The following is a 21,010-nucleotide window of genomic DNA, read 5'->3' as shown; positions in this document are numbered from 1 at the left end:
GCTCAACCTGCGCGGCGCAGGAAGTCGCGCAGCGACCCTTGAGACGGGCCGGATCCGTCCGGCTTCGGCGGCTCGGGCTCGGCGGACACCTTCGCCGGCCGGCTTGTCCGCCGCGGCTGGTCGAGGACCGCTTCGGCGGGCGTCGGAAGCCCCAGGGCGAGCCCCTGTGCGAGCGGTACGCCGACATCGATCAGTTCCGGGACGATCACCTCGTCCTCGACGCCCGCCGCCACCACCTCGATTCCACTCCTGGAGAGCGCCGCGACGAGCGTCACGATGTCGGCTTCCGGCCCCTCCGCCGCGATCGCGGCCATCAGCCGCTCGGCCGCGAGCTTCACGTAGCGCACGCCGAGACGTGCGAGCGCGGGCGGGTTCAGGTTCTCGTCGGTGATCCCGGAGAGCGCGAAGCCGACGCCGCTGCGGCGGATGCGGGCGAAGACGTCGAGCTCGGCCGCGACCTCGCGCCAGACGCCCTGGTCGATCTCGATGACAAGTCGGCGGCCGACGGCCTGGTGATCCTCGACGAGCGCCTCGAGGCGGCGGAGGAAACCCTGATCGGATAGGGAGGCGCCGGACAGGGCGACGCTCACGCGGCCATCCCCGTCCATCGTGGCGAGCCGATGCGCGAAGACGAGAGCGCGAGCGACGAGCCCGGCCTCGAAGTCCGGCAGGCGTCCGGCGCGCTGGAGCACCGGGAGGTATTCCGCAGGCAGGAAGGGCTCGCCGCTCCCCGATTGCAGGAGCGGATACAATTCGTGGATTCTCTCCCGGCGCTGCGGCAGGTTCACGACCGGGCGGACATGGAGATCGATCTCGCCGGCTGCGGCGGCGGCGAGCATGGCTGCCTTACTATCCGAGCGTGTGCCGGCAAGCGGCCCTGGCGGGGGAGGAGGCGGAACGAGGCTCTCGGACAGCGCCGCCGTAGCTGCTTCCCTGGCCGGGATGAACGAGGGCAGCATCGAGGGCGGCGAGGCCCCGGGCACGGAATACGCCTCGGGTCCGGACAGGCCGCGGTAGCTCAGGGGCGTCTCGGGCTGGTTCCGCAGCTTCAGGGCGCCGAGTTCGCGGTCCTGGGCCGCCATGGCTTCGGCAAGGCTCTTCACCACTTGGCTGAGCGAATGGACGTCCCCGGCGACGTCGTTCAGGGTCGATTTCGCCTTCGTCTCGGAGCCGTCGAGCGCGGCGAGGCTCGCCTCGATCCGGAGAAGCGTATGGGAGAGGAGATCGAGCTCTTCCGAGACCTTTTCCTGCTGCCCGCGGCTGTGGGCGGCATGCCGCTGCACCGAGGCCAGCCCGATCAGCGCCGCGGCCGCGGCGGCGAGGGCGAGCGCGCCTGCATCGACCTCCACCGGTGTCGCGACATGCAGCGCCAACCCCACGATGCAGACAAGCGCCAGACCCCCGGCCGCCGCTGCGCCGAGCGAACCGGCTCCGTCCGCCGTTCCCCGCATTCTCCCCCGAACCCCCGCCCGCTCGGGCCCCGAATCGTGGCCCCCTTCCGTTCATCGGCGAGCGCCGGGAAGCGGTAAAGAGTCCGTTCTGCAACGGTCGGGCGAAAAGGGCCGATCCCCGAAGTCCGGCGCGAATCCCGGCCTCGTGCGTTGTCCTGCGGGACCTCGCCTTACGGCGCGGCCAGGACGGCGAGGAGACGCGATGAGCGACGAACTGCGCGAGATCGAGACGAGGGTGGACGGCGTGACGCGGCCTGACTGCCTTGCCCCGATCGAGGCGGCGATCCGGAGCCTCGATCCCGAGGCGCGCGTGCGGTTCGATCCGGCGACGGGGATCGTGCACGCACTCACGCGGCGGGATACGCTCGAGATTGTCGCCGCGTTGTCCGGCGCAGGCATCGAGGCGAAGGCGATGACCCTCTGACCCTCCGGCCGTCATGCCCTGAGGACATTGGTGCCCCACGGCGAACCTGTTAGGCTCGATCGTCTTCCTATCGAGGTGGAGAGCGATGTCCCCTGCGCAGGGCCTGCGGGCCGCAAACGACGTGACCAACCCGAACGACCTCGATTCGTGGTGGCTGCCGTTCACGGCCAACCGGTCCTTCAAGGCACGTCCGCGCATCGTCGCCCGCGCCAAGGACATGTACTATTACACGGCGGACGGGCGCCAGGTGATGGACGGTTCGGCGGGTCTGTGGTGCGTCAACGCCGGCCACAATCGCGACCCGATCGTCTCCGCGATTCAGGCCCAGGCCGCCGAGCTCGACTTCGCCCCGGCCTTCCAGTTCGCGCACCCGAAGGGCTTCACGGTCGCGAGCCGGCTGGCGGAGCTCGCGCCTGGCGACCTGGACCAGGTCTTCTTCTGCAATTCCGGCTCGGAGGCCGGCGATACGGCGCTCAAGATCGCGATCGCCTATTGGCACACACAGGGGCAGGGCCAGCGCAGCCGCCTGATCGGGCGCGAGCGCGGCTATCATGGCGTCGGGTTCGGCGGCATCTCGGTCGGCGGCATCGTGGCGAACCGCAAGCTCTTCGGCTCGCTGCTGGCCGGCGTCGACCACCTACCGCACACCTATAACCGTGCCGAGCAGGCCTTCTCCCGCGGCGAGCCGGAATGGGGCGCGCATCTGGCCGACGATCTCGAGCGCATCGTCGCCCTGCACGACGCCTCCACCATCGCGGCCGTCATCGTCGAGCCCATGGCCGGTTCGACGGGCGTGCTGCCGCCCCCCAAGGGCTATCTGAAGCGCCTTCGCCAGATCTGCGACAAGTTCGGGATCCTCCTGATCTTCGACGAGGTCATCACCGGCTTCGGCCGCACAGGCTTCGCCTTCGCGGCCGAGCGCTACGGGGTCGTTCCGGACATGATCACCTTCGCCAAGGGCGTGACCTCGGGCACCGTGCCGATGGCGGGCGTCATCGTCCGCCGCGGCATCTACGACGCCTTCATGAAGGGCCCGGAGCACGTCATCGAGCTCTTCCACGGCTACACCTATTCGGGCCATCCGCTCGCCTGCGCGGCGGCGCTTGCGACCCTCGACGTGTACCGGGACGAGAAGCTGTTCGAGCGGGCCCGCTCGCTCGAGGACAAGTGGGCGGATGCGATCTTCTCGCTGAAGGGGCTGCCGAACGTGCTCGACATCCGCACCATTGGCCTTGTCGGAGCGGTCGACCTCGCCTCGCGGCCCGACGCGGTGGGCCAGCGCGGCTACGAGGCGATGGACCGCGCCTTCCAGGAATATGGGCTGATGTTCCGGGTGACCGGGGATACCATCGCGCTCTCGCCGCCGCTCATCGTCACCGAGGACCAGATCGGCGAGATCGCCGACAAGGTTGGCAAGGTGATCCGCGCGGTCGCCTGACCTGCAGGCGGGACCGTCCGGCAGCGTCCGGGCGTCTCCGCGAGCCGGGCAGGCCCGGCTCGCTTCGTTTCGGGCGCGGGGGTCAGCGGCGCTTCGGGGCGGGCTGCTGCGCCGGCGGGCCGGCACCCTCGGCGCCGAGCTGGGCCTTGATGCTGAGCGATACGAGAGGGCTCGCGACCTCCACGACCTCACCCTTGATGCCGGTCTTCGGATCGTAGGTGCCCGCCACCATCACGACCCGGCCCGCATGGGGAGCGAGATCGGCCTTCGCGCCGTCGGCGCCGAGGACGTCCACCGGCTTCGCATCGAGGCCCGCTGCGTTCTCGGCGTTGGTGTAGATCACGGCGAGCTGGGAGCCGATCACGATCCCGAGGAAGCAGGTCTCCGCCTCCGTCCGGCAGGGGAAGATCGGCGGCGGCGCCGGCGGCTGAGGCTGTGCAGCGGGCGGCCGTCCCGGCTGCGGCCGTCCGGCGGGCTGGGCCAGGGCGGCGCCTGCGGAAAGGGCGAGAACGAGTGTCGCGGCGAGGATCGAGCGGACCATTGCGTCTCCGTCAGGTTCTGGTCGGGCTTCCCCTATGCCGGCCCAAGGCGGCCGGAAGAGGGCTCCCGGGGGACGGATCGAGCGTTGCCTACGGCGGACCCTCCTCGTTGCGGGTTTCGGGCGTGCCGGCTTTCCGGCTGAACACCCGGGCACGTGCAGTCCTTCCCGCTCTGCCTCAGTCCCAGGTCCCTGGGCCTTGGCGGAGATCGCGTCTGCACCCCGGACCGGCCACGTTTGCCTCGGCCCGGCTGCAAGAGGGACCGGGCGCAAGCAATTGCGCTCGATGTCGCCGTCACCGGAAATCGCGCGTCGGGATCTTGATGCCGGAGCCGAGCCGCAGGTCCGGGATGTAGATGTCGCGTGCCTTGCGGCCGAAGGCAGATTCGGGCGAAGCCGAGTCGGGGACGGGAGGGCGCGGTCGTGCATTCCCGTCCCTCTGGTCGGGCGAGCCGCCATGCCTGGCCTCGTCGCCACGGCCGGTGCGGAGCGGGAAGGCCTCCTCGTCCTGTCGATCGCCGAGGCCGCGCAGCATGTCCGACAGATCGACGAGGTGGTCGGCCACGACATGGATCACCTCACCCTCGCGCTGTACCTTGCCGCGGACCGCGATCATGCCGGCCGACAGGATGAGCCGGCGCTGGCGCTCGAAGAGCGAGGGCCAGATGACGAGATTCGCGACCTCCGTCTCGTCCTCGATGGTGATGAACATGACACCCTTGGCCGAGCCCGGCTTCTGCCGCACGAGGACGAGCCCCGCGACCGTGACATGCCGGCCTGTCCGCATGGTCCTTAGCGCCGCGCAGGGCACGGCTCCCCTCCGGGCGAGGTCGTCACGCATGAATCCGAGCGGATGCCGCCGGAGCGACAGGCCGCGCGAGCGGTAATCCTCCACGACGTTGCGGGCTTCGCTCATGGGGGTGAGCGCGACCGGGCTCTCGACGATCTCCGGCGTGAGCCGGTTTTCGCGCGCATCCGCGGCCGCGAAGAGGGGGAGAGGCTCGTCCGCAAGACCCTTGATGGCCCAGAGGGCGTCGCGCCGGTTGAGCTTCAGCGAGCCATAGGCGTCCGCCTCGGCAAGGCGCGTCAGCGCGGTGATCGGCACCCCGGCGCGCCGCCACAGCTCCTCGATCGACGAATAGGGATGCTCGCCGCGCGCCGCGACAATCCGGGCGCCGTCCGCATTGGAGAGGCCCTTCGCCAGCCGCAGGCCGAGTCGGACGGGGATGAGAGGACGCTTGTCATCCCCGGCCGGAGCGGCGCGCCAGCGCTGCGGAGGGGAAGGGGATCCAGCCTCGGCTATGTCTTCTGGATCCCCTTCCCGGTCGCTGCGCGACCGCCGAGGATGACACGGAGCCTCCAGCCGCGTATCCCAGCCGGACAAATTCACGTCCGGCGGCAGCACCTCGACGCCATGGTTGCGGGCGTCGCGGACGAGCTGGGCGGGTGCGTAGAAACCCATCGGCTGCGAGTTGAGGATCGCGGCGAGGAAGACGTCAGGGTGGTGGCGTTTCACCCAGGCTGAAGCGTAGGCGATGAGCGCGAAGGACGCCGCATGGCTCTCGGGAAAACCGTACGAGCCGAAGCCCTCGATCTGCTTGAACGTCCTTTCCGCGAAGTCGCGCGTATAGCCGCGGTCGGTCATGCCGGCGATCAGCTTGTCGCGGAACAGCGAGACCTTGCCGGTGAGCTTGAAGGTCGCCATGGCGCGCCGGAGCTGGTCGGCCTCGCCCGGCGTGAAGCCGGCACATTCGATCGCGACCCGCATTGCCTGTTCCTGGAAGAGCGGCACGCCGAGAGTTTTCCAGAGCACGCGTTCGAGCTCCGGCGTGGGATACGTCACCAGCTCAGGATTCTCCCGCCGACGCAGATAGGGATGGACCATGTCGCCCTGGATCGGGCCCGGGCGGACGATCGCGACCTGGATGACGAGGTCGTAGAGGCACTTGGGCTTCATCCGCGGCAGCATGGCCATCTGCGCGCGGCTTTCGATCTGGAATGTGCCGAGCGTGTCGGCCTTCCGGATCATCGCGTAGGTCGCTTTGTCTCCTTGGGGAACGGTCGAAAGATCGTGCCGGACTCCTTCGACCTCCTCGATCAGGTCGAAGGCGCGGCGCATGCAGCCGAGCATGCCGAGGCCGAGCACGTCGACCTTCATGAAGGTGAGCGCGTCGATGTCGTCCTTGTCCCATTCGATGACCTGCCGGTCCTTCATGGCGGCGGGCTCGATCGGGACGAGATCGTCGAGGCGCGTCTCGGTCAGCACGAAGCCGCCGGGATGCTGCGAAAGGTGGCGCGGCGTGTCGATGAGCTGCTGGGCTAGCTCCAGCGTGAGGCGCAGGTGCCGGTCGGCGAGATTTAGGCCGAGCTCCGTCGCCTCCTTCTGGCCGACGCCCTCGCGGCTCCAGCCCCAGACGAGCCCGGCGAGCGCCGCCGTCACATCCTCCGGCAGGCCCAAAACCTTGCCGACCTCGCGCACGGCGCTGCGGGCGCCGTAGCGGATCACGGTGGCGCAGAGCGCGGCGCGATGGCGGCCATAGGTCTTGTAGACCCACTGGATCACCTCCTCGCGGCGCTCGTGCTCGAAATCGACATCGATGTCGGGCGGCTCGCGCCGCTCCATCGAGACGAAGCGCTCGAAGAGCAGGTCCTTCTCCATCGGGTCGATGGAGGTGAGCCCGAGCACGAAGCAGACGAGGGAATTCGCGGCCGAGCCGCGACCCTGGCAGAGGATCGGCGGGTCCATGCTGCGAGCCGCCTGCACGATCGCATGCACGGTGAGGAAATAGGGCGCGTAGTCGAGTTCCCGGATGAGCTTCAGCTCGTGCCGGAGCTGGCTGCTCTCCTTCTTGGGGACCTCTCCCTTATAGCGGCCGGCGGCGGCCGCCCAGGTCAGCCGCTCGAGCGTCTCCTGCGCCGAGAGGCCTGGCTCGACCACCTCGGACGGGTATTGGTAGCGCAGCTCGCCGAGATCGAAGCGGCAGGCGTCGGCGATCTCGACCGCGCGGGCGAGGGCCTCGGGATAGCGCTCGAAGAGCCGCTCGGTCTCGGCCGGGCTCCGCAGGTGCCGGTCGGCATGGTGCTCGAGCGCGAAACCGGCCTCGTCGATCTTCAGGCCGAGCCGGATGCAGGTGACGACATCCTGCAGGATGCGCCGCTCCGGGCAATGATAGAGGATGTCGCCGGTTGCCACCATCCTCACCCGCGCCGCGGCAGCCATGGCCGCGACCCCGTCGAGATGAAGCTGGTCGTCCGGGCGGAAGCGGCGGGTCAGGGCGCAGGAGGCGCGCCGTCCGAAGGTCTCGCGCAGCCGCGCGAGGTCGGCTTCCAGCGCCGCGTTCGGGCGGTCCGTCAGCAGGATCGCGTGGAGGCCCTCGCTCCATGCGGGCAGGTCGTCCCAGGTGAGATGGCACCTGCCCTTGCCCGCGCGTGCTTTGCCGACGGAGAGCAGCCGCGTCAGACGCGAATAGGCCGCGAGGTCGGTCGGATAGACGAGAAGCGAGGCGTCCCGCTCGGCCGGCGGCACCTCGTCGCCCGGCTTCAACCGCCCGGGATCTCGCACGAGATCGAGCCGCGTGCCGGCGACCATGCGCACGCCCGTCGTCTTCGCCGCCTCCCAGCAGCGCACGATCCCGGCGAGCGAGCCGCGATCGACGATCCCGAGCGCCGGGATGCCGAGGAGCGCGGCCGCCGCGAACAGCTCCTCCGGGGAGGACGCCCCGCGCAGGAAGGAGAAATGCGTGGTGACCTGGAGCTCGGGGATCATGGCCGCCGAGCCGTGCGACGTCTGTTTAGATGGTCTCGGTCCAGGGATTGCGGACCACAGTCCCGCAATCCGCAAAGTCCTTTACGTCGCGGGTTGCGATGGCGGCGCCGTGCAGGCGTGTGATCGCGGCGATCATGGCATCCGCAATCTTGTCGTGGCCACGGCGCGCTGTGATAACGGCTGCGAAATGTGGAGCTGCCTGTTCGTTGAAAGGCAGAATGTCGGTTAGAAAGGCGTGCGCAAATGCACGGCTGGCACTCGCTTCCAGCTCTCTCCGCCGCTTTCCCTACGGCAGGACGGCTATGCCGGCCAGTATCTCGGCTTTCGTTATTGCGGTCGTGGAGAGGCCTTCGTTCCCATGACGAGCCAGCCACTCGATAACTTTCGGCTCGGGGCTGACCCGCATCAGCTCCGAAATAACGTTCGTGTCGAGGATGATCACTCGAAAACCGGCGGCTTCCAACCGGACTGACGCGGTGGCAGCTCGAGATCCACTCCGCCCAGCCGTCCGAATTCCTCTCGGAACACGCGAACAAGTCTCTCGCCAGGATTTTCCTGGTCAAGTGTGACCTTGAGAATCGCCGCAGCCTCCTCCTCGACGGAGGTGCCGTGCGCGTCCGCCCGCGCCCGCAGGCGCGAGAGGAGGCTGTCCTCGAGGTTGTCGATGGTGAGGGATGCCATGCCGTCCCCTCCTGCGATGTCCAACGAACACTAACATAGGGAGGCGGCCTCACGTGAAGCGCCCGTGCAGCCACCAGCGCGTGCCCTCGGGCGTCGGCGCGTTGCGGAACAGCCAGAAGCGGCGGCCTTTCTCGTCCTCCACGCGGTAATAGTCTCGCAGCTCCGCCATCTTGGCGTCGGAGATCCACCATTCGCCGTGCACCCGCTCGGGGCCGTCGGCCGAGGCCACATTGTAGCGCACGCGCCGCCACACGAACGATTTCGGCGGGTAATCCGGCAGCAGCGCCGTCGCGCGCACCTCCTCCGGCGGGTCGATGATACGGGAGGGCCGCGGCAAAGCTTCCGGCCACGAGATGCCGGTTACCGGCGCGAGCGCGGGTACGCGCTTGACCGACCGTTCCGGCACCCTGCTCTCGACGGGCGCCGCTCGGAACACGCGCTCGGTCCCGAGCCGGACACCGAGCCTGTCGACCAGGGGCGCGAGCGCCGCCGCATCGCGGGTTTCCGCCTCGAGCGTCGCGACCGCCTCTTCCTGCCGGGCGCGGAGCGGTTCCACGCGGGCGGCGAGAAGCGCCATCTCGTCGATGCCGAAGCCCGGATCGACCGTCTGCAGACGCTCGCCGACGAGGCGAACGCAATGGGCCGGATCGCGGGTCGGCAGCGAGGCGCCGACCCGCAACGACACCGGCTGGCCGTCGACGCGGCGGAGGATCGTGTCGAGCAGGCGCAGGCCCTCGCCGCGCCGCTCCAGCTCGCGGCAGAGCTCCCCGGTCAACCGCTCCAGCGCGGCCGCGAGCGCGTCGAGATGGCCGAGCGGCTCGGGGAAGGCGCGCCGGACGCAGGGGGCCTCGCGCGGCACGATCGGCGCCAGCGGGTCCGGGGCGAGGCCGGTCACCCGTTCGTAGCGCTCGAACAGGGTACGGACGAAGCGCCGGGTCAGCTGCGCCCGGGGCAGGGCGGCGAGCTGGCCGACCCGCTCCACCCCGAGCAGCGCCAGCGCGCGGCAGGTCTCGCCCTCGAGCCGCAGGGCCGCGACCGGCAGCGGCGCGACGGCCTTCGCGGCCCCTCCCGTCGGCACGATGCCGCCCCCGCCGAACCTCGCCACGGCCCAGGCGGCACCGGGCGTGTCGGCGAGGCTGGCATGGGCCGAATAGCCGGATCGCCGGACGCGGCGCAGGAGGTCGCGCACGGCTCCCGTCTCGCCGCCGAAGAGATGGGACGAGCCCGCGATGTCGATCAGCACGCCGTCCGGTGGGTCGGCCTGGACCACGGGCGAATAGCGCCCGCACCAGCGGGCGAGCTCGCCGAGCGCCAGGAGGTCGGCCTCCGGCTCCGCCTCGACCACGACAAGGCCCGGGACGGAGGCCTGGGCATGCGCGATCGTCTGTCCAGGCCTGAGCCCGATCGCGAGCGCCGCCTCATCCGCCGCGGCGACGAGCCGCCGCGACCCGTCGCGGGCCGCGGTCACCGTCGGCCGCGACGGGGAGGGGGCGTCCGCCTCCGCCGCCCTGCGCTGCCGCCGGGCGAGGCGCGCGATCCGGTCGGTCGGGAAGCACGGCAGGAAGAGCGAGACGACCCTTGGCATCGCAGGCCTCAACGATCCAGGAATGCGGCTCGGCGCCGCGGCAGCGGAGGAGATCCACGCGCCAGCGGGCGCGGGCGAGGCCGGGCACGGGGGGCGGCGGGGAGGGGGCCGGCGCGATGCGCCAGCGGGTAAAGGCGGCGTTCGGCTCGCTTGCCGAGGCGCGCTCGGCATCGGTGTGCCAGCGCCGGAGCGCGAAGGCCGGCACGCCCGAGCTCTCGGCCGCGAGCTGCAGCCGGCGCGAGGCGACGAGCGATAGATGCGCCACCTCGCCCACGACCCCGGCGAGCCCGCCATGCCGGAGCGCCTCCTCCATGGCGGGCAGGACCTCGGCGTCCTTCCAGGTCTCGACATAGATGACCCGGTCGGGATGCAGCCCGACTGAAGCGAGGGCGGGCGCGAAGAGATCGCGCCCGCGGAGGCACCACAGGATCGTGCCCTTCGTGCGCGCCAGGCACCCCCCGATGAAGAGCGTCGCGGCCGCGACATGCTCGGACTCGAGACCGCTTTCGGCGAATTCGTGCAGGGTGCCGAGCGGCAGCCCGCGCCAGGGAAGGTGGTTGTCGATCCCCTCGATCCCGAAGGCGAGCGCCGACCTCTTCGCCCGGGCGGAGCGGTCGAGCCCGACGATCCGGCGGCGCAGATCGGACAAAGCGGCATTGTGCCCGGCATGCTCCATGCCTTGCTCGAGAAGAGGTCCCGGATAAGTGTTGTTCCTATTTTGTTCTAAATCGCTCTCCCGAGTCAATCGGCCGCGGGAGGCGAGAATCGAACGCACTACTCGGCGCCGTCTCCGTCCCGCAGGGCGCGGGCGGCTTCCATCCCTTCTTCCAAGGTGGTGCGGTAGCGCGTGACCGGCGGCCGCAGGCCGTGCGTCAGCAGCATGCGGCGGGCGGCCGGCGTCGCGCCCGTAACGTAGAGGGCTGCGCCGCTCCGCGCCGCCTTCCGGGCGAAGCCGTGCAGGGCCATGGCGGCGGTGCTGTCGAGCCAGGGCACGGCCGAGAGGTCGAGCACATAGGCGCGCGGATGCTCGCCGATCCGGTCCAGCACGGCGGAGACGGCCGCAGCGGAGCCGAAGAAGAAGGCGCCCGAGATGCGGAAGACGAGGATATCCCGGTCCGCGCCGGCGATCTCGTCGTCGCGCCGTGCTTCCGTACGCTGCCTGTCCGGCCGGTCGGGCGCGGCGATCGGCGCCGCCTTGATCTCCAACGCGCCGGACATCCGGTGGAGGAAGAGGAGGGCCCCGAGGCCGAAGCCGACGAGGATGCCTTCGGTGAGATCGCGGAAGATCACGACCAGGAAGGTTGCGACCATCACGACCGCCTCGCCGCGATGCGCGCGCAGGAGTGCCGCGATCTCGTGCTTCTCCGCCATGTTCCAGGCGACGATCGCAAGGACGGCCGCGAGGGCCGAGAGCGGGATGAAGGAGGCGAGCGGTGCGGCGACCAGCATGAAGGCGAGCAGGAAGAGGGAGTGGAGCATGCCGGCGACCGGCCCGCGCGCGCCGCTGCGCACGTTGGTCGCCGTGCGGGCGATGGTGCCGGTGACGCAGATGCCCCCGAACAGGGACGAGGCGACGTTCGCCGCGCCCTGGGCCACCAACTCGCAGTTCGACCGGTGCCGGCCGCCGCTCATGCTGTCGGCCACCACCGCCGACAGGAGGCTCTCGATCCCGCCTAGCAGCGCGAAGGAGGCCGCTGCGGGCAGGATCTCGACGATGCGGTCCAGGGAGAACGCGGGAAGCTGCGGCATCGGCAGGGAGCGCGGGATCCCACCGAACCGCGTCCCGATCGTCTCCACCGGCAGGCCGGCGAGGGCCGCGAGCACGGTCGCGAGGGCCACCGCGACGAGGAGTCCCGGCCAGTGCGGCCGGACCCGGCGCAGCGTGAGGATCGTCGCGATCGTCAGGACGGCGATGCCGAGAGCCGGGAGGCTGAGGCTCGGCAGGGCGCTCCAGATCGCCGCGAGCTTCGGCAGGAGCGGCCCCGGCTCCCTGTCGAGCCGAAGGCCGAGCAGGTCCTTGAGCTGGCTCGCGAAGATGATGACCGCGATGCCGGCCGTGAAGCCGATCGTGACCGGGTAGGGGATGTACTTGATGAAGGTGCCGAGCCGGAGGAGGCCGATCGCGGTGAGGATGAGGCCGGACAGAAAGGTCGCGAGGATCAGGCCATCGACGCCGTGGCGCTCGACCGTCGCGGCGACCAGCACGATGAAGGCGCCCGCGGGCCCGCCGATCTGGAACCGGCTGCCGCCGAGCGCGGAGACGACGAAGCCGCCGACGATCGCGGCATAGAGACCGCGGTCCGGCGTGACGCCCGAGGCGATGGCGATCGCCATGGACAGGGGGAGGGCGACGATGGCGACCGTCAGGCCGGCGACCGCATCGGCCCGCAGGTCGGCAAGGCCGTAAGGTCCGCGCAGGACGGTGACGAGCTTCGGCGTGAAGAGCTCGGTGAAGGTCGGGCGGGCGAGGGCGGCGTGCATCAGGCTCCCCGCATCTCGTCGTGGGGACAGGCCTCGGACCTCGTCTTCATCTCGAACCCGACCTCCTGCGTTCGTTCAGCCCAGACCGGGGATACGCGACATCAGGCCGAAACAGGACGGCCCCACGCAGCGCCCGAACCTTACGGTTCCCATCGGGTTAGCGTATGAACGCGCCGAGATACGAAGCAAGGTGAGTGCATGTCTTTGACCCGGATCAGAATGGCCGCTCTGGCGGTCGCGGCCGGCGTGGCGACCTCGGCCACTGCCATGAGCCCGCAGGAGGAGGCGACCTTCCGGCAGTACTGCACGAACGACTACATGCGGTTCTGCTCGATGTTCGACCCGAACACGCCGCAGGTGGAGCAGTGCTTCCAGCAGCGGCTGAAGGAGCTGTCGCCGCGCTGCCAGTCCGCCATCGCATCGTTCTCGAAGAAGAACCCGGAAGGCCGGCGCCGCTGACGCGCCGGGCCGCTCCTGGCGGCTACGCCGCGCGCCTGAAGCTTAGGGCCGCCTTCAGGCCGTGTCGTTTGGCCTGCCGGCCGGGCGCTTCGGTGCGGACGGCATAGAAGGAGGCGTTCTGCTCTCCGGCCAGTGCCTCCTGGGTGAAGCGGATCATGTGGTGGGCGACGAAGCCCATGTTGAAGACGGCCTCGACCTGCCCGCGGCGGATCGCCTCGCGGGCAGCGCGCCAGAACGCCCGGCGGTAGTCGGACAGGAGCCCGACCCGAAGCGCTATGTTGAAGCCGAGAACGAGCGCGCGCCGAAGATTGGCAAGGGTCAGCTGGCTCCGGACCGGGACCTTCACGCGGTGGGCGTAGGTCGCCTCCATCTGGTGGATGAAGCGCGCGAACAGGCGCTCCGGCGTGTAGGCGTGCGCGATGCAGCGCCGCCAGGCCGCGATCACCTCGTCGTAGGGCATCAGAAAGCGCACGTTCGATTCGCGTGAAGGGTCCGGATCGAGCCGCCCCGCCTTCTCGAGGCGGTCCCACAGCGGCGTCTTCGGCAGCGCCTGGAGCAGGTTGATGGTCAGCACGGGCACGTGCGAGGCGTCGACGAAGTCCCGCAGCCGGGCCTCGCTCTCCGGGCTGTCCGTGTCGAGCCCCATGATGATGCCCGACGTGACCTCCATGCCGTAGCTGTTGATCGTGTCGATCGATTCCAGGATCGGCAGCTTGGCGTTGTGGCCCTTGTCGATGCGCCGGAGCGCGTCCGCATCGGGGGTCTCGATCCCGACGAAGACCGTGATGAAGTTCGCCTCCCGCATCATCGCCAGGATCTCGGGCTGCTGGGCGAGATTCAGGGTCGCCTCGCAGGCGAACTGGAGCGGATAGCCGTTCGCCTTCTGCCACGCGACGAGATGCGGCAGCATGTCCCGCGTCGCCTTGCGGTTGCCGATGAAATTGTCGTCGACGAAGTAGACGACGGCCGGCCGGACCGGCTGGCGGAGGATGAGGTCGAGCTCGGCGAGAAGCTGCTCGGGCGTCTTGAGCCGCGGCTGCCGGCCGTAGAGCGCCGGGATGTCGCAGAATTCGCAGCGATAGGGGCAGCCGCTCGAGAATTGCAGGCTCCCAATCAGGTAGCGCTTGAGCGGCACCCTGTCATAGGCGGGCTGCGGGAAGTCGCAGAGCGGCAGACGCTCCTGCGTCTCGAGCCGGACCTGGCGCGGCGGGCGCGCGACGCTCTCGTCCAGGAGTGCCACGAGCTGATCGGTCGCGTCCCCCATCTCGCCAAGGTGGAGATAGTCGAACTTGCCGTACCATTCGGGCGCGCCCGATGCCGAGGGGCCGCCGAGGACGGCCACCTTACCGGCGGCCTGGGCGCGCCGCCGGATGTCGTTGATCTGCTCGACCTGGACATGCATCCCGCTCACCAGGACCACGTCGGCCCAGGCGAAGTCGCGCTCGCTGGCGGGCGCGATGTTCTCGTCGATGAAACGGACGGGCCAGCCCTCCGGGAGGTAGGCGGCGATCAGGAGAAGCCCCTGCGGCGGCATGAAGGCCTTCACCCCGCCCATCAGGGGATATGCATGCGCGAAGGTTCCGAAGGACGGCGTATAGGCGGGGAAGACGCAGAGTATCCGCCGCGTGCTCCTGACCTGGACCTGACAGCGCAATCGATCGCTCCTCTCGGATATGCGAGTCTAGCCCGGTCGGCGTGGCCGCGTCGAGGCGGCTTCGTCAGGCCTTCCGGTCAGGCTCCTGCGCGTCGGGATGCGTACGCGGCGGCCCGAGGAAGGCCGGCACCATGATGAAGGCCGCGAGCAGCGTGAAGAAGAGCGAGATCGTGAGAAGCTTGCCCATGCTCGCCGTGCCGGGATGGTTCGAGAGCCACAGGCTGCCGAAGGCGATGCCCGTCGTCAGCGAGGAGAAGAAGATGGCGCGCGTCAGGCTGGAGGCCAGCATGTCGGCGAGCCCGTCCCGCCAGGCGACCATGTAGTAGATGTGGAAGGCGACCCCGACCGCGAGCATCAGCGGCAGCGCGATGACGTTGGCGAGGTTCAGCGGCATGCCGATGAGCTGGGCCGTCTCGAGCGTCATGATGGTGGCGACCACAAGGGGACCGAGCGTCAGCGCCACGTCCCGTGGGTGACGGAGCGCGAGCGTCAGGATCCCGAACACGCCGATCAGGGCGAGGATGGCCGCGATCATGAAGGCGCGCGCGATCACCTTGCCGGATTCGACGATGTCCACGGGACCGCCGGACAGGTTCGGCGCGACCCGCTCCACGGCGGCGGTGAACTGCTCGAGCACGGCGTTGTCGTTCGCGTCGCCCTTCGGGGAAACCTCGATTCGCGCGCGGCCGTCGCGGGAGATCCAGTCGTCCCGCAGGTGCTGGGGCAGTTCCGCGAGCGTGACGCGATCCGGCGTCAGGGCGGTGCGCAGGCCGGCGAGCAGAGGCGGAAGTCCTCCCGCGATGGCCTCCTGAGCCGCCGTCCGGCGATCGGGTGGCGCCTCCGCGAGCCGCGCGAAGCTCTGCCCCAACCTGCGCAGCACCTCCCCCTGAGGGCCGGACGAGGCGGCCGGCGCCTGCAGGCTGTCTGCGGCTCGGCGGAGCGCCTGGACGAGCTCGGCATCGGTCGGCGGCGGCGCGGGCGGGCGATCGCCGATGACGTCGGCCAGCTCTTCCGCGGTCTCCCGGACCAGGCGGAGCTTCTCGTCCTGGTTGTCCGGGACGAAGGTGAGCACGGTTGCGACCCGAGCGACCTCCGGCAGCGCGGCGAGCCTCGCCGCGAGCGGGCGCGCCGTCTCCAGCGACGGCGCGAGCACGCTGATCGTGTTCGGCGTCATGCCTGGGGTGCGGGTGAGATCGAGGAAGGTCGCGACGGCCTCCGTCTTCTCGCTCCGCAGGTGCATCGGGTTCGCGTCGAATTCGAGCTTCAACAGGAAAGGCAGGCCGAGCACCACGATCGCGGTCGACGCGATGATGACGAGCTTGCGGTTCGCGAGGATCCAATGATCGATCCTGGCGAGCGCCGGTATCTCGATCGTCTCCGGCTCGGGCGGCGGCGGCAGGAGCGCGATGAGCGCAGGCAGCAGCGTCAGGCTCGCCACGAAGGCGATGATCATGCCGACGCCCGTGATCAGACCCAGCTCTGAGACGCCCGTGAAGGCGGTCGGCAGGAAGGAGAAGAAGCCGACGAGCAATGACATGGCCGCGAGCGTCAGGGACCAGCCCATCCCCCGGGCGGTGGCAAGGATCGCGGTCCTGAGCTCGTGCAGCTTGTGGCGCTCGTCGCGGTAGCGGACCGCGACCTGGATGCTGAAATCGACGCCCAGGCCGAGGAAGAGCGCGGCCACCGCAACGGAGATGACGTTGAATCGCCCGACCAGCAGCAGGCCGGCGCCCACGGTGATGATGAGCCCGGCCATCGTGGTCGCGAGCACGGCGAAGATCAGGCGCCCCGATCGCAGCGCCAGGTAGAGGATCACGGCGATCGCGACGATCGTCAGCCCGAGATGGACCGGCGCGCCGTCACGGACGGTTCCGAACTCCTCGTCCGCCAGGGGCGGCTGGCCCGTCAGCCTGACCCGCACCCCGTTCTGCTGCGCAAGGCCGAGCTCGGCCGCCGCCTGCCTGATCCGGGTGGTCGCGGCCTCGCCCGGCTGCAGCGCCTCGTAGTCGAGGATCGGCTCGACGAGGACGAACTTGCGCAGCTGGTGCGGGTCCGGCGCCCGTCCGCCTGACATGAGCTGCCGCCAGGACAGGCGGGCGGGCTGCCCGGCGAGGACGCGCTCGACGACGCCGTTGAGCTGGTCCACGAGGGACGCGTTCTCGCCGAGCGCACCTTGCCCGGCCCCGAGCTGGATCAGCCGCGCGAGACCCCGCAGGGTCGGATCGCCGGCCAGTGCCGACAGTACCGGCGCCTGCTCGCCGATCTGGGCAAGGGTCCGCTTCAGGTCCTCCAGGGGGAGGAGCAGGAGGCCGTTCTTCTCGAAATAGGGGCCACCGTCGGGCCGCCACACCTTCCTGATATTGGGGCCGGGCTTTTCGGCGAGCGCGGCGGTCAGCCGCGCGGCTGCGCTTTCGGCGAGCTCGGGCGTCTCGCCGTCGACGACGGCCAGGATGACCTTCGAGAGGTGCGGGAAGGCGGCCTGGAACTCGCTCTTGTCGCGGCTCCACGCGGCGTCCGATTGCAGCAGCTGGTCCGTCTCGGTCGTGATCGCGAAGCGGGTGACCGAGACGTAGAGGCCGATCAGCGTGAGGATCGTGGCTGCGACCACCACGATCCAGGGCTGGCGGATCGAGCCGTGGACGAGGAGCTCCGCCAGGAAGCTCGGGTCGCGCCGCTTCGCGCCAAGCGGATCCGGCTTGCCGCGTGTCGGTTGCGCTTTCAATGTCTGCCTTTCCGCGCCTTCCAGTCGCCGCGCCCCTTTCAGGGTGGAGGCCTGCGCGAAGTCAAGCGCGTCCGGGGATGAGCGCCCGCAGGCCGCGGGCGCCGGTCGCGCGATGGTTGGGGATCAGGGCTTCGGCCGCGGCTGTTCGCGGCGCTGGGCCGGCGCGGCGCTCGCCGGCGTGACCGGCGGACGGGAAGCCCATTCGGGATCGGGCGTCGGCCCGCCGGGGGTGCCCGTCGCTCCGGCGAGCTGGCCGGGAAGCACGCTGTTGGTGCGCGTCCAGATCTGCGTGCTGCACAGGAACGCGATGAGGCAGCCGCGGACGTTCAGGGTGCCCGGCTGCTCCGACCAGACCGTCACGTCGTAGCTCTTGCCGTCCTCGTTGTTGTAGATCTTGCCGACATACCGGCCCTCGTCGTTCAGGGTCAGGCCCATCATCAACTGGTGGCCCAGAACGGGGCGGTTCCGCTTGCGCGGATCCGGATTCTTGCTGTCGCGCTTCGCGGACGGGTCCTCGCCCTCCTGGGGCTTCATCCAGACGACGTACCCGCACAGGTTCTCCTGGGTCGGGCCGCATTTCTCGACGCGGATCCGCGCCCGCTCGTCCTCCGTCAGCCAGGTACCGCTCGGGTCGCGGGCAGGCGCGGCAGAAGACGGGCAGGCCGCGAGGAGACCGGCGGCGAGCCCGAACAGGGCGGCTGGGGTTTTGACCATCATGTGTTGGCTGACCCTCTTCGTCGAAACGCGGCGATGTGCCCGGCAGGGGCGCGGTTCAGAATGGCTGGGGCGGATCATCGGTTTCGCCCGCGTCCTCTCCGTCCGCTATGCGTCGATACTATGGCCGGATGTTCCGGTCCCGCCAGCAAACGTCTCCCGGGCTAGGGACGGTCCGGGCGGAGCGCGTTGCGCAAGCTCGGCGACGTGCTCCCCAGTTCCGCCGCAAGGGGCCGGAGCATACCATCTGGGCCCCAGGCCCTGCCTCTGCGGTCCGCCGGAAAGCTTAACGACGGGCCGGGAGCCCCCAAGCGGCATCGGGTCTGGCCCGCTCGGCGGGGATGAGGGTCGCGGCATCCCGGCGCTTGACTCCCGATTCTCCCCGGGAACCATCGCGCGGTCCGGCCGCAGAGCCGCGACGCGGCCTGCGGGCCGCCATGGGAGGACAGATGAAGAGCTACCAGATCACCGCCTTCGGCCGACCGCTCGAGCTCCGCTGCACGGCGGAACCGGAGCCGCAGGGCACGGAGGTGCTGGTGCGGATCGAGCGGGCCGGGGTCTGCCATTCCGATCTCCATATCTGGCACGGCTATTTCGATCTGGGGGGCGGCAAACGTTTCGAGATGACGCAGCGTATGACGCTCCCTTTCACGCTCGGCCACGAGATCGTGGGCGAGGTGATCGCGGTCGGCCCGGACGGCGATCGCGCCGCCATCGGCCGGAAGGGCATCGTGCATCCCTGGATCGGTTGCGGCTCCTGCCCGGCCTGCGATGCGGGCGAGGAGCTGCGCTGCCCGAAGCCGCGCACCATCGGCACGCGGCGGGACGGCGGCTACAGCGACCATGTCCTGGTGCCGCATGGCCGCTACATCGTGCCCTACGGCGATCTCGAGCCCGGGCTCGCCGCCACCTGCGCCTGTTCGGGGCTGACCGCCTATAGCGCGCTGAAGAAGCTGCCCCGCATGACGGCGGAGGACAGCCTGCTCGTGATCGGGGCGGGCGGTGTCGGGCTCGCCTGCGTGGGCCTGGCTGGGGCTGTCACGCCTGCCCGGGTGATCGTATCCGATGTCGGAGCGGCGAAGCGGGAGGCGGCGCTGGCGCAGGGCGCGCATGCGGCGCTCGACGCCTCCGGGCCGGAGGGCCGGGCGGAGATCCTGGAGACCGCAGGCGGGCGTCCGCCCCGGGCCGCGATCGACTTCGTCGGTTCCCCCGAGACGCTGCGCCTCGCCATGGAGGCGGTCGACCTCGGCGGGACGGTGGTCTCGGTCGGCCTCTATGGCGGCGAGCTGCCGATCTCGACCGCTTTGCTGCCGCTGCGGCAGATCACGATCCGCGGCTCCTATGTCGGCTCGCTCGAGGAGCTGCGCGAGCTCGTGGGGATCATGCAGGCGCGCAAAGTCAGGAGCGTGCCCGTGCGCACCCGGCCGATGGCCGAGGTGAACGCGATCCTGGCCGATCTCGAAGCCGGCCGGATCGTCGGGCGCACCGTCATGGCCCCGTGAGGCGGCCCGCCGCCGGAGCGGAGCGGGCCGAGGCGGTCATGCTCAGCGGACCACCACCACGCGCGTGCCGACCCGGACGCGCTGGTAGAGGTCGACCACGTCCTCGTTCAGCATGCGGATGCAGCCCGACGAGACGGCCTGGCCGATGGATTCGGGCTCGTTCGACCCGTGGATCCGGTAGAGCGACCCGCCGAGATAGAGCGCGCGGGCGCCGAGCGGGTTGTCGAGCCCGCCCTTCATATAGCGCGGCAGGTCGGGACGGCGGCGCAGCATCTGCGCCGGCGGGCGCCAATCCGGCCATTCGCGCTTCATGGTGACCGCCTTCGTGCCGGCCCAGGTGAAGCCCGGCCTGCCGACGCCGACGCCGTAGCGGATTGCCTGGCCGTTGCCGAGCACGTAGTAGAGCCGGCGCTCGGAGGTCGAGACCACCACCGTGCCGGGCGCATAGCGGCTGCGGAACGCGACCACCTCGCGCGGGATCGCCGCGGCCTGCGGAACCATGCCATGCGCGGGGCCGACCGGCTGGCGGGTGAAGGGGTCGATATCCCAGGCGGCGAGCGCCGAGGTGGAGAGCGCGGCGGCGCAGGCGAGCCCCGCCACGGACACGGATAAGCGACGCATGTGATCCTCTTCGGGACGCTCTATCGGCCGAAAGCCGTACACCGTTCCACCAAGGCATAGAGCGGGCCACCGATCTAGTGCGCCGCAAAATTGACGTTAATCCGCCACCATTCCGGACGGCCGCATTTTTTCCCCGCGAGCTGCCATTCCTTGACGCCGCTCGCATGGCGACCTAGGAAGCCGCCTCGGGTTCGGGCGCGTAGCTCAGCGGGAGAGCATTCGCTTCACACGCGAAGGGTCACAGGTTCAATCCCTGTCGCGCCCACCACCCGGATCAGCGCCAGCCGGCCGCGATGGCCGCAACTGCCGCGGGCAGCTCCTCGAAACGGTCGATCACTGCATCCGGTCCGAGTTCGCGCACCGGCGTGTCCGTGTAGCCGAAGGTCACGCCGACGACCGGAATCCCGGCCGCCTTGGCGGTCGAGATGTCGGTCTGGGAATCCCCAACCATGACGGCGCGGGCCGGATCGCCGCCTGCCTGCTCGATCGTCAGCGTCAGATGCCGCGGGTCCGGCTTGAAGTAGGGGAAGGTGTCGCGGCCGCAGATCGCGACGAAGCGCTCCGCCGCACCCAGTCCCTCCAGCAGCCGGCGCGACAGCAGCTCGACCTTGTTGGTGCAGACCGCGAGCCGGAATCCCTCCGCCGCGAGCCGCTCCAGGGCGTCGGACACGCCGGGGAAGAGCCGGCTCTCGACGCAGAGATTCTCGGCGTAATGCGCGAGGAAGTCCCGATAGAGCGCGTCCGACTTGGCCGGCGCGAGCTCGAGCCCGGCCGCCTCGAAGCCGCGCTCCACGAGCGCGCGGGCGCCGGCGCCGATCAGATCCCGGGCCGCTTCGAGCGGCACCGGCGGCACGCCTTCCCGCGCCAGGATGGCGTTGAGCGTGGCGATCAGGTCCGGCGCGGTGTCGGCGAGCGTGCCGTCGAGATCGAAGACGGCGATAGGGGGGCGAGGCATGGCGTGTGGCTAGCGGTCG

The 21,010-nt window shown here is 70.1% G+C and carries 18 protein-coding genes and 1 tRNA gene; 5 read left to right on the top strand and 14 right to left on the bottom strand.

Going from position 1 to position 21,010, the window contains the following annotated elements:
- Window positions 1–2: 2 nt before the first annotated feature.
- Complete coding sequence (locus HJG44_RS08790; protein ID WP_171217948.1) at window positions 3–1,451, bottom strand: EAL domain-containing protein; 1,449 nt, start codon at window positions 1,449–1,451, stop codon at window positions 3–5.
- A gap of 202 nt (window positions 1,452–1,653) precedes the next feature.
- Here HJG44_RS08790 and HJG44_RS08785 point away from each other — a divergent pair, with 202 nt between their 5' ends.
- Both HJG44_RS08785 and aptA read left to right on the top strand, forming a co-directional pair.
- Window positions 1,654–1,875 (top strand): heavy metal transporter, encoded by a 222-nt coding sequence (locus HJG44_RS08785; RefSeq protein ID WP_171217947.1) that lies wholly within the window; start codon window positions 1,654–1,656, stop codon window positions 1,873–1,875.
- A gap of 85 nt (window positions 1,876–1,960) precedes the next feature.
- Window positions 1,961–3,313, top strand: a complete 1,353-nt coding sequence (gene aptA / locus HJG44_RS08780) for an omega-aminotransferase AptA (protein WP_171217946.1) — start codon at window positions 1,961–1,963, stop codon at window positions 3,311–3,313.
- Window positions 3,314–3,395: 82 nt separating this feature from the next.
- Here the strand turns inward: aptA and HJG44_RS08775 are convergent, their stop codons facing one another.
- From HJG44_RS08775 to HJG44_RS08745, 8 genes are all read right to left on the bottom strand, one after another.
- Complete coding sequence (locus HJG44_RS08775; RefSeq protein ID WP_171217945.1) at window positions 3,396–3,854, bottom strand: hypothetical protein; 459 nt, start codon at window positions 3,852–3,854, stop codon at window positions 3,396–3,398.
- Window positions 3,855–4,146: 292 nt separating this feature from the next.
- Complete coding sequence (locus tag HJG44_RS08770) at window positions 4,147–7,617, bottom strand: error-prone DNA polymerase (RefSeq protein WP_171217944.1); 3,471 nt, start codon at window positions 7,615–7,617, stop codon at window positions 4,147–4,149.
- Window positions 7,618–7,642: 25 nt separating this feature from the next.
- Window positions 7,643–7,834: a PIN domain-containing protein gene (locus HJG44_RS24370; RefSeq protein ID WP_430395051.1), complete on the bottom strand. Its 192-nt coding sequence runs from the start codon at window positions 7,832–7,834 to the stop codon at window positions 7,643–7,645.
- Window positions 7,835–7,903: 69 nt separating this feature from the next.
- On the bottom strand, window positions 7,904–8,059 hold the full coding sequence (locus HJG44_RS23360; RefSeq protein ID WP_210260989.1) for a PIN domain-containing protein: 156 nt from the start codon (window positions 8,057–8,059) through the stop codon (window positions 7,904–7,906).
- Entirely contained in the window at window positions 8,056–8,298 is a 243-nt protein-coding gene (locus HJG44_RS08760; RefSeq protein ID WP_171217943.1) for a FitA-like ribbon-helix-helix domain-containing protein, read from the bottom strand. Before HJG44_RS08760 ends, HJG44_RS23360 begins: the two co-directional genes overlap by 4 nt.
- A gap of 49 nt (window positions 8,299–8,347) precedes the next feature.
- Window positions 8,348–9,766 (bottom strand): Y-family DNA polymerase, encoded by a 1,419-nt coding sequence (locus tag HJG44_RS08755; protein ID WP_346767136.1) that lies wholly within the window; start codon window positions 9,764–9,766, stop codon window positions 8,348–8,350.
- A complete protein-coding gene (locus tag HJG44_RS08750; protein ID WP_246736117.1) occupies window positions 9,717–10,559 on the bottom strand; it encodes an ImuA family protein in 843 nt (280 codons plus the stop codon). The genes HJG44_RS08755 and HJG44_RS08750 overlap by 50 nt, the downstream gene beginning before the upstream one ends.
- Before the next feature lie 98 nt (window positions 10,560–10,657).
- Window positions 10,658–12,364 carry a SulP family inorganic anion transporter gene (locus HJG44_RS08745; RefSeq protein ID WP_171217941.1) on the bottom strand — a complete coding sequence of 569 codons (1,707 nt, stop codon included), beginning with the start codon at window positions 12,362–12,364 and terminating at the stop codon, window positions 10,658–10,660.
- A 219-nt stretch (window positions 12,365–12,583) separates the two neighbouring features.
- Between HJG44_RS08745 and HJG44_RS08740 the strand changes: the two genes are divergently transcribed.
- Window positions 12,584–12,823 carry a hypothetical protein gene (locus HJG44_RS08740; RefSeq protein ID WP_171217940.1) on the top strand — a complete coding sequence of 80 codons (240 nt, stop codon included), beginning with the start codon at window positions 12,584–12,586 and terminating at the stop codon, window positions 12,821–12,823.
- Window positions 12,824–12,845: 22 nt separating this feature from the next.
- Here HJG44_RS08740 and HJG44_RS08735 read toward each other — a convergent pair whose 3' ends face one another.
- From HJG44_RS08735 to HJG44_RS08725, 3 genes are all read right to left on the bottom strand, one after another.
- On the bottom strand, window positions 12,846–14,477 hold the full coding sequence (locus tag HJG44_RS08735) for a B12-binding domain-containing radical SAM protein (RefSeq protein WP_171217939.1): 1,632 nt from the start codon (window positions 14,475–14,477) through the stop codon (window positions 12,846–12,848).
- Window positions 14,478–14,541: 64 nt separating this feature from the next.
- Window positions 14,542–17,199 (bottom strand): MMPL family transporter, encoded by a 2,658-nt coding sequence (locus tag HJG44_RS08730; RefSeq protein WP_246736116.1) that lies wholly within the window; start codon window positions 17,197–17,199, stop codon window positions 14,542–14,544.
- 123 nt (window positions 17,200–17,322) lie between these two features.
- Window positions 17,323–17,916, bottom strand: coding sequence for a DUF2147 domain-containing protein (locus tag HJG44_RS08725; RefSeq protein ID WP_171217938.1), 594 nt, complete (start codon window positions 17,914–17,916; stop codon window positions 17,323–17,325).
- Window positions 17,917–18,362: 446 nt separating this feature from the next.
- Between HJG44_RS08725 and HJG44_RS08720 the strand changes: the two genes are divergently transcribed.
- Window positions 18,363–19,415, top strand: a complete 1,053-nt coding sequence (locus HJG44_RS08720) for an alcohol dehydrogenase (protein WP_171217937.1) — start codon at window positions 18,363–18,365, stop codon at window positions 19,413–19,415.
- A gap of 42 nt (window positions 19,416–19,457) precedes the next feature.
- Here the strand turns inward: HJG44_RS08720 and HJG44_RS08715 are convergent, their stop codons facing one another.
- Complete coding sequence (locus HJG44_RS08715; RefSeq protein ID WP_171217936.1) at window positions 19,458–20,036, bottom strand: L,D-transpeptidase; 579 nt, start codon at window positions 20,034–20,036, stop codon at window positions 19,458–19,460.
- 193 nt (window positions 20,037–20,229) lie between these two features.
- Between HJG44_RS08715 and HJG44_RS08710 the strand changes: the two genes are divergently transcribed.
- A tRNA-Val gene (locus HJG44_RS08710) sits at window positions 20,230–20,304 on the top strand.
- A gap of 6 nt (window positions 20,305–20,310) precedes the next feature.
- Here HJG44_RS08710 and gph read toward each other — a convergent pair.
- Complete coding sequence (gene gph / locus HJG44_RS08705; RefSeq protein WP_171217935.1) at window positions 20,311–20,991, bottom strand: phosphoglycolate phosphatase; 681 nt, start codon at window positions 20,989–20,991, stop codon at window positions 20,311–20,313.
- Between the last annotated feature and the right edge of the window lie 19 nt (window positions 20,992–21,010).

Origin of the sequence: Enterovirga aerilata (assembly GCF_013044135.1) — a bacterium.
In the GTDB taxonomy this organism is placed as follows: Bacteria; Pseudomonadota; Alphaproteobacteria; order Rhizobiales; family Beijerinckiaceae; genus Enterovirga; species Enterovirga aerilata.
This window is presented reverse-complemented; position numbering and strand designations above follow the sequence as displayed.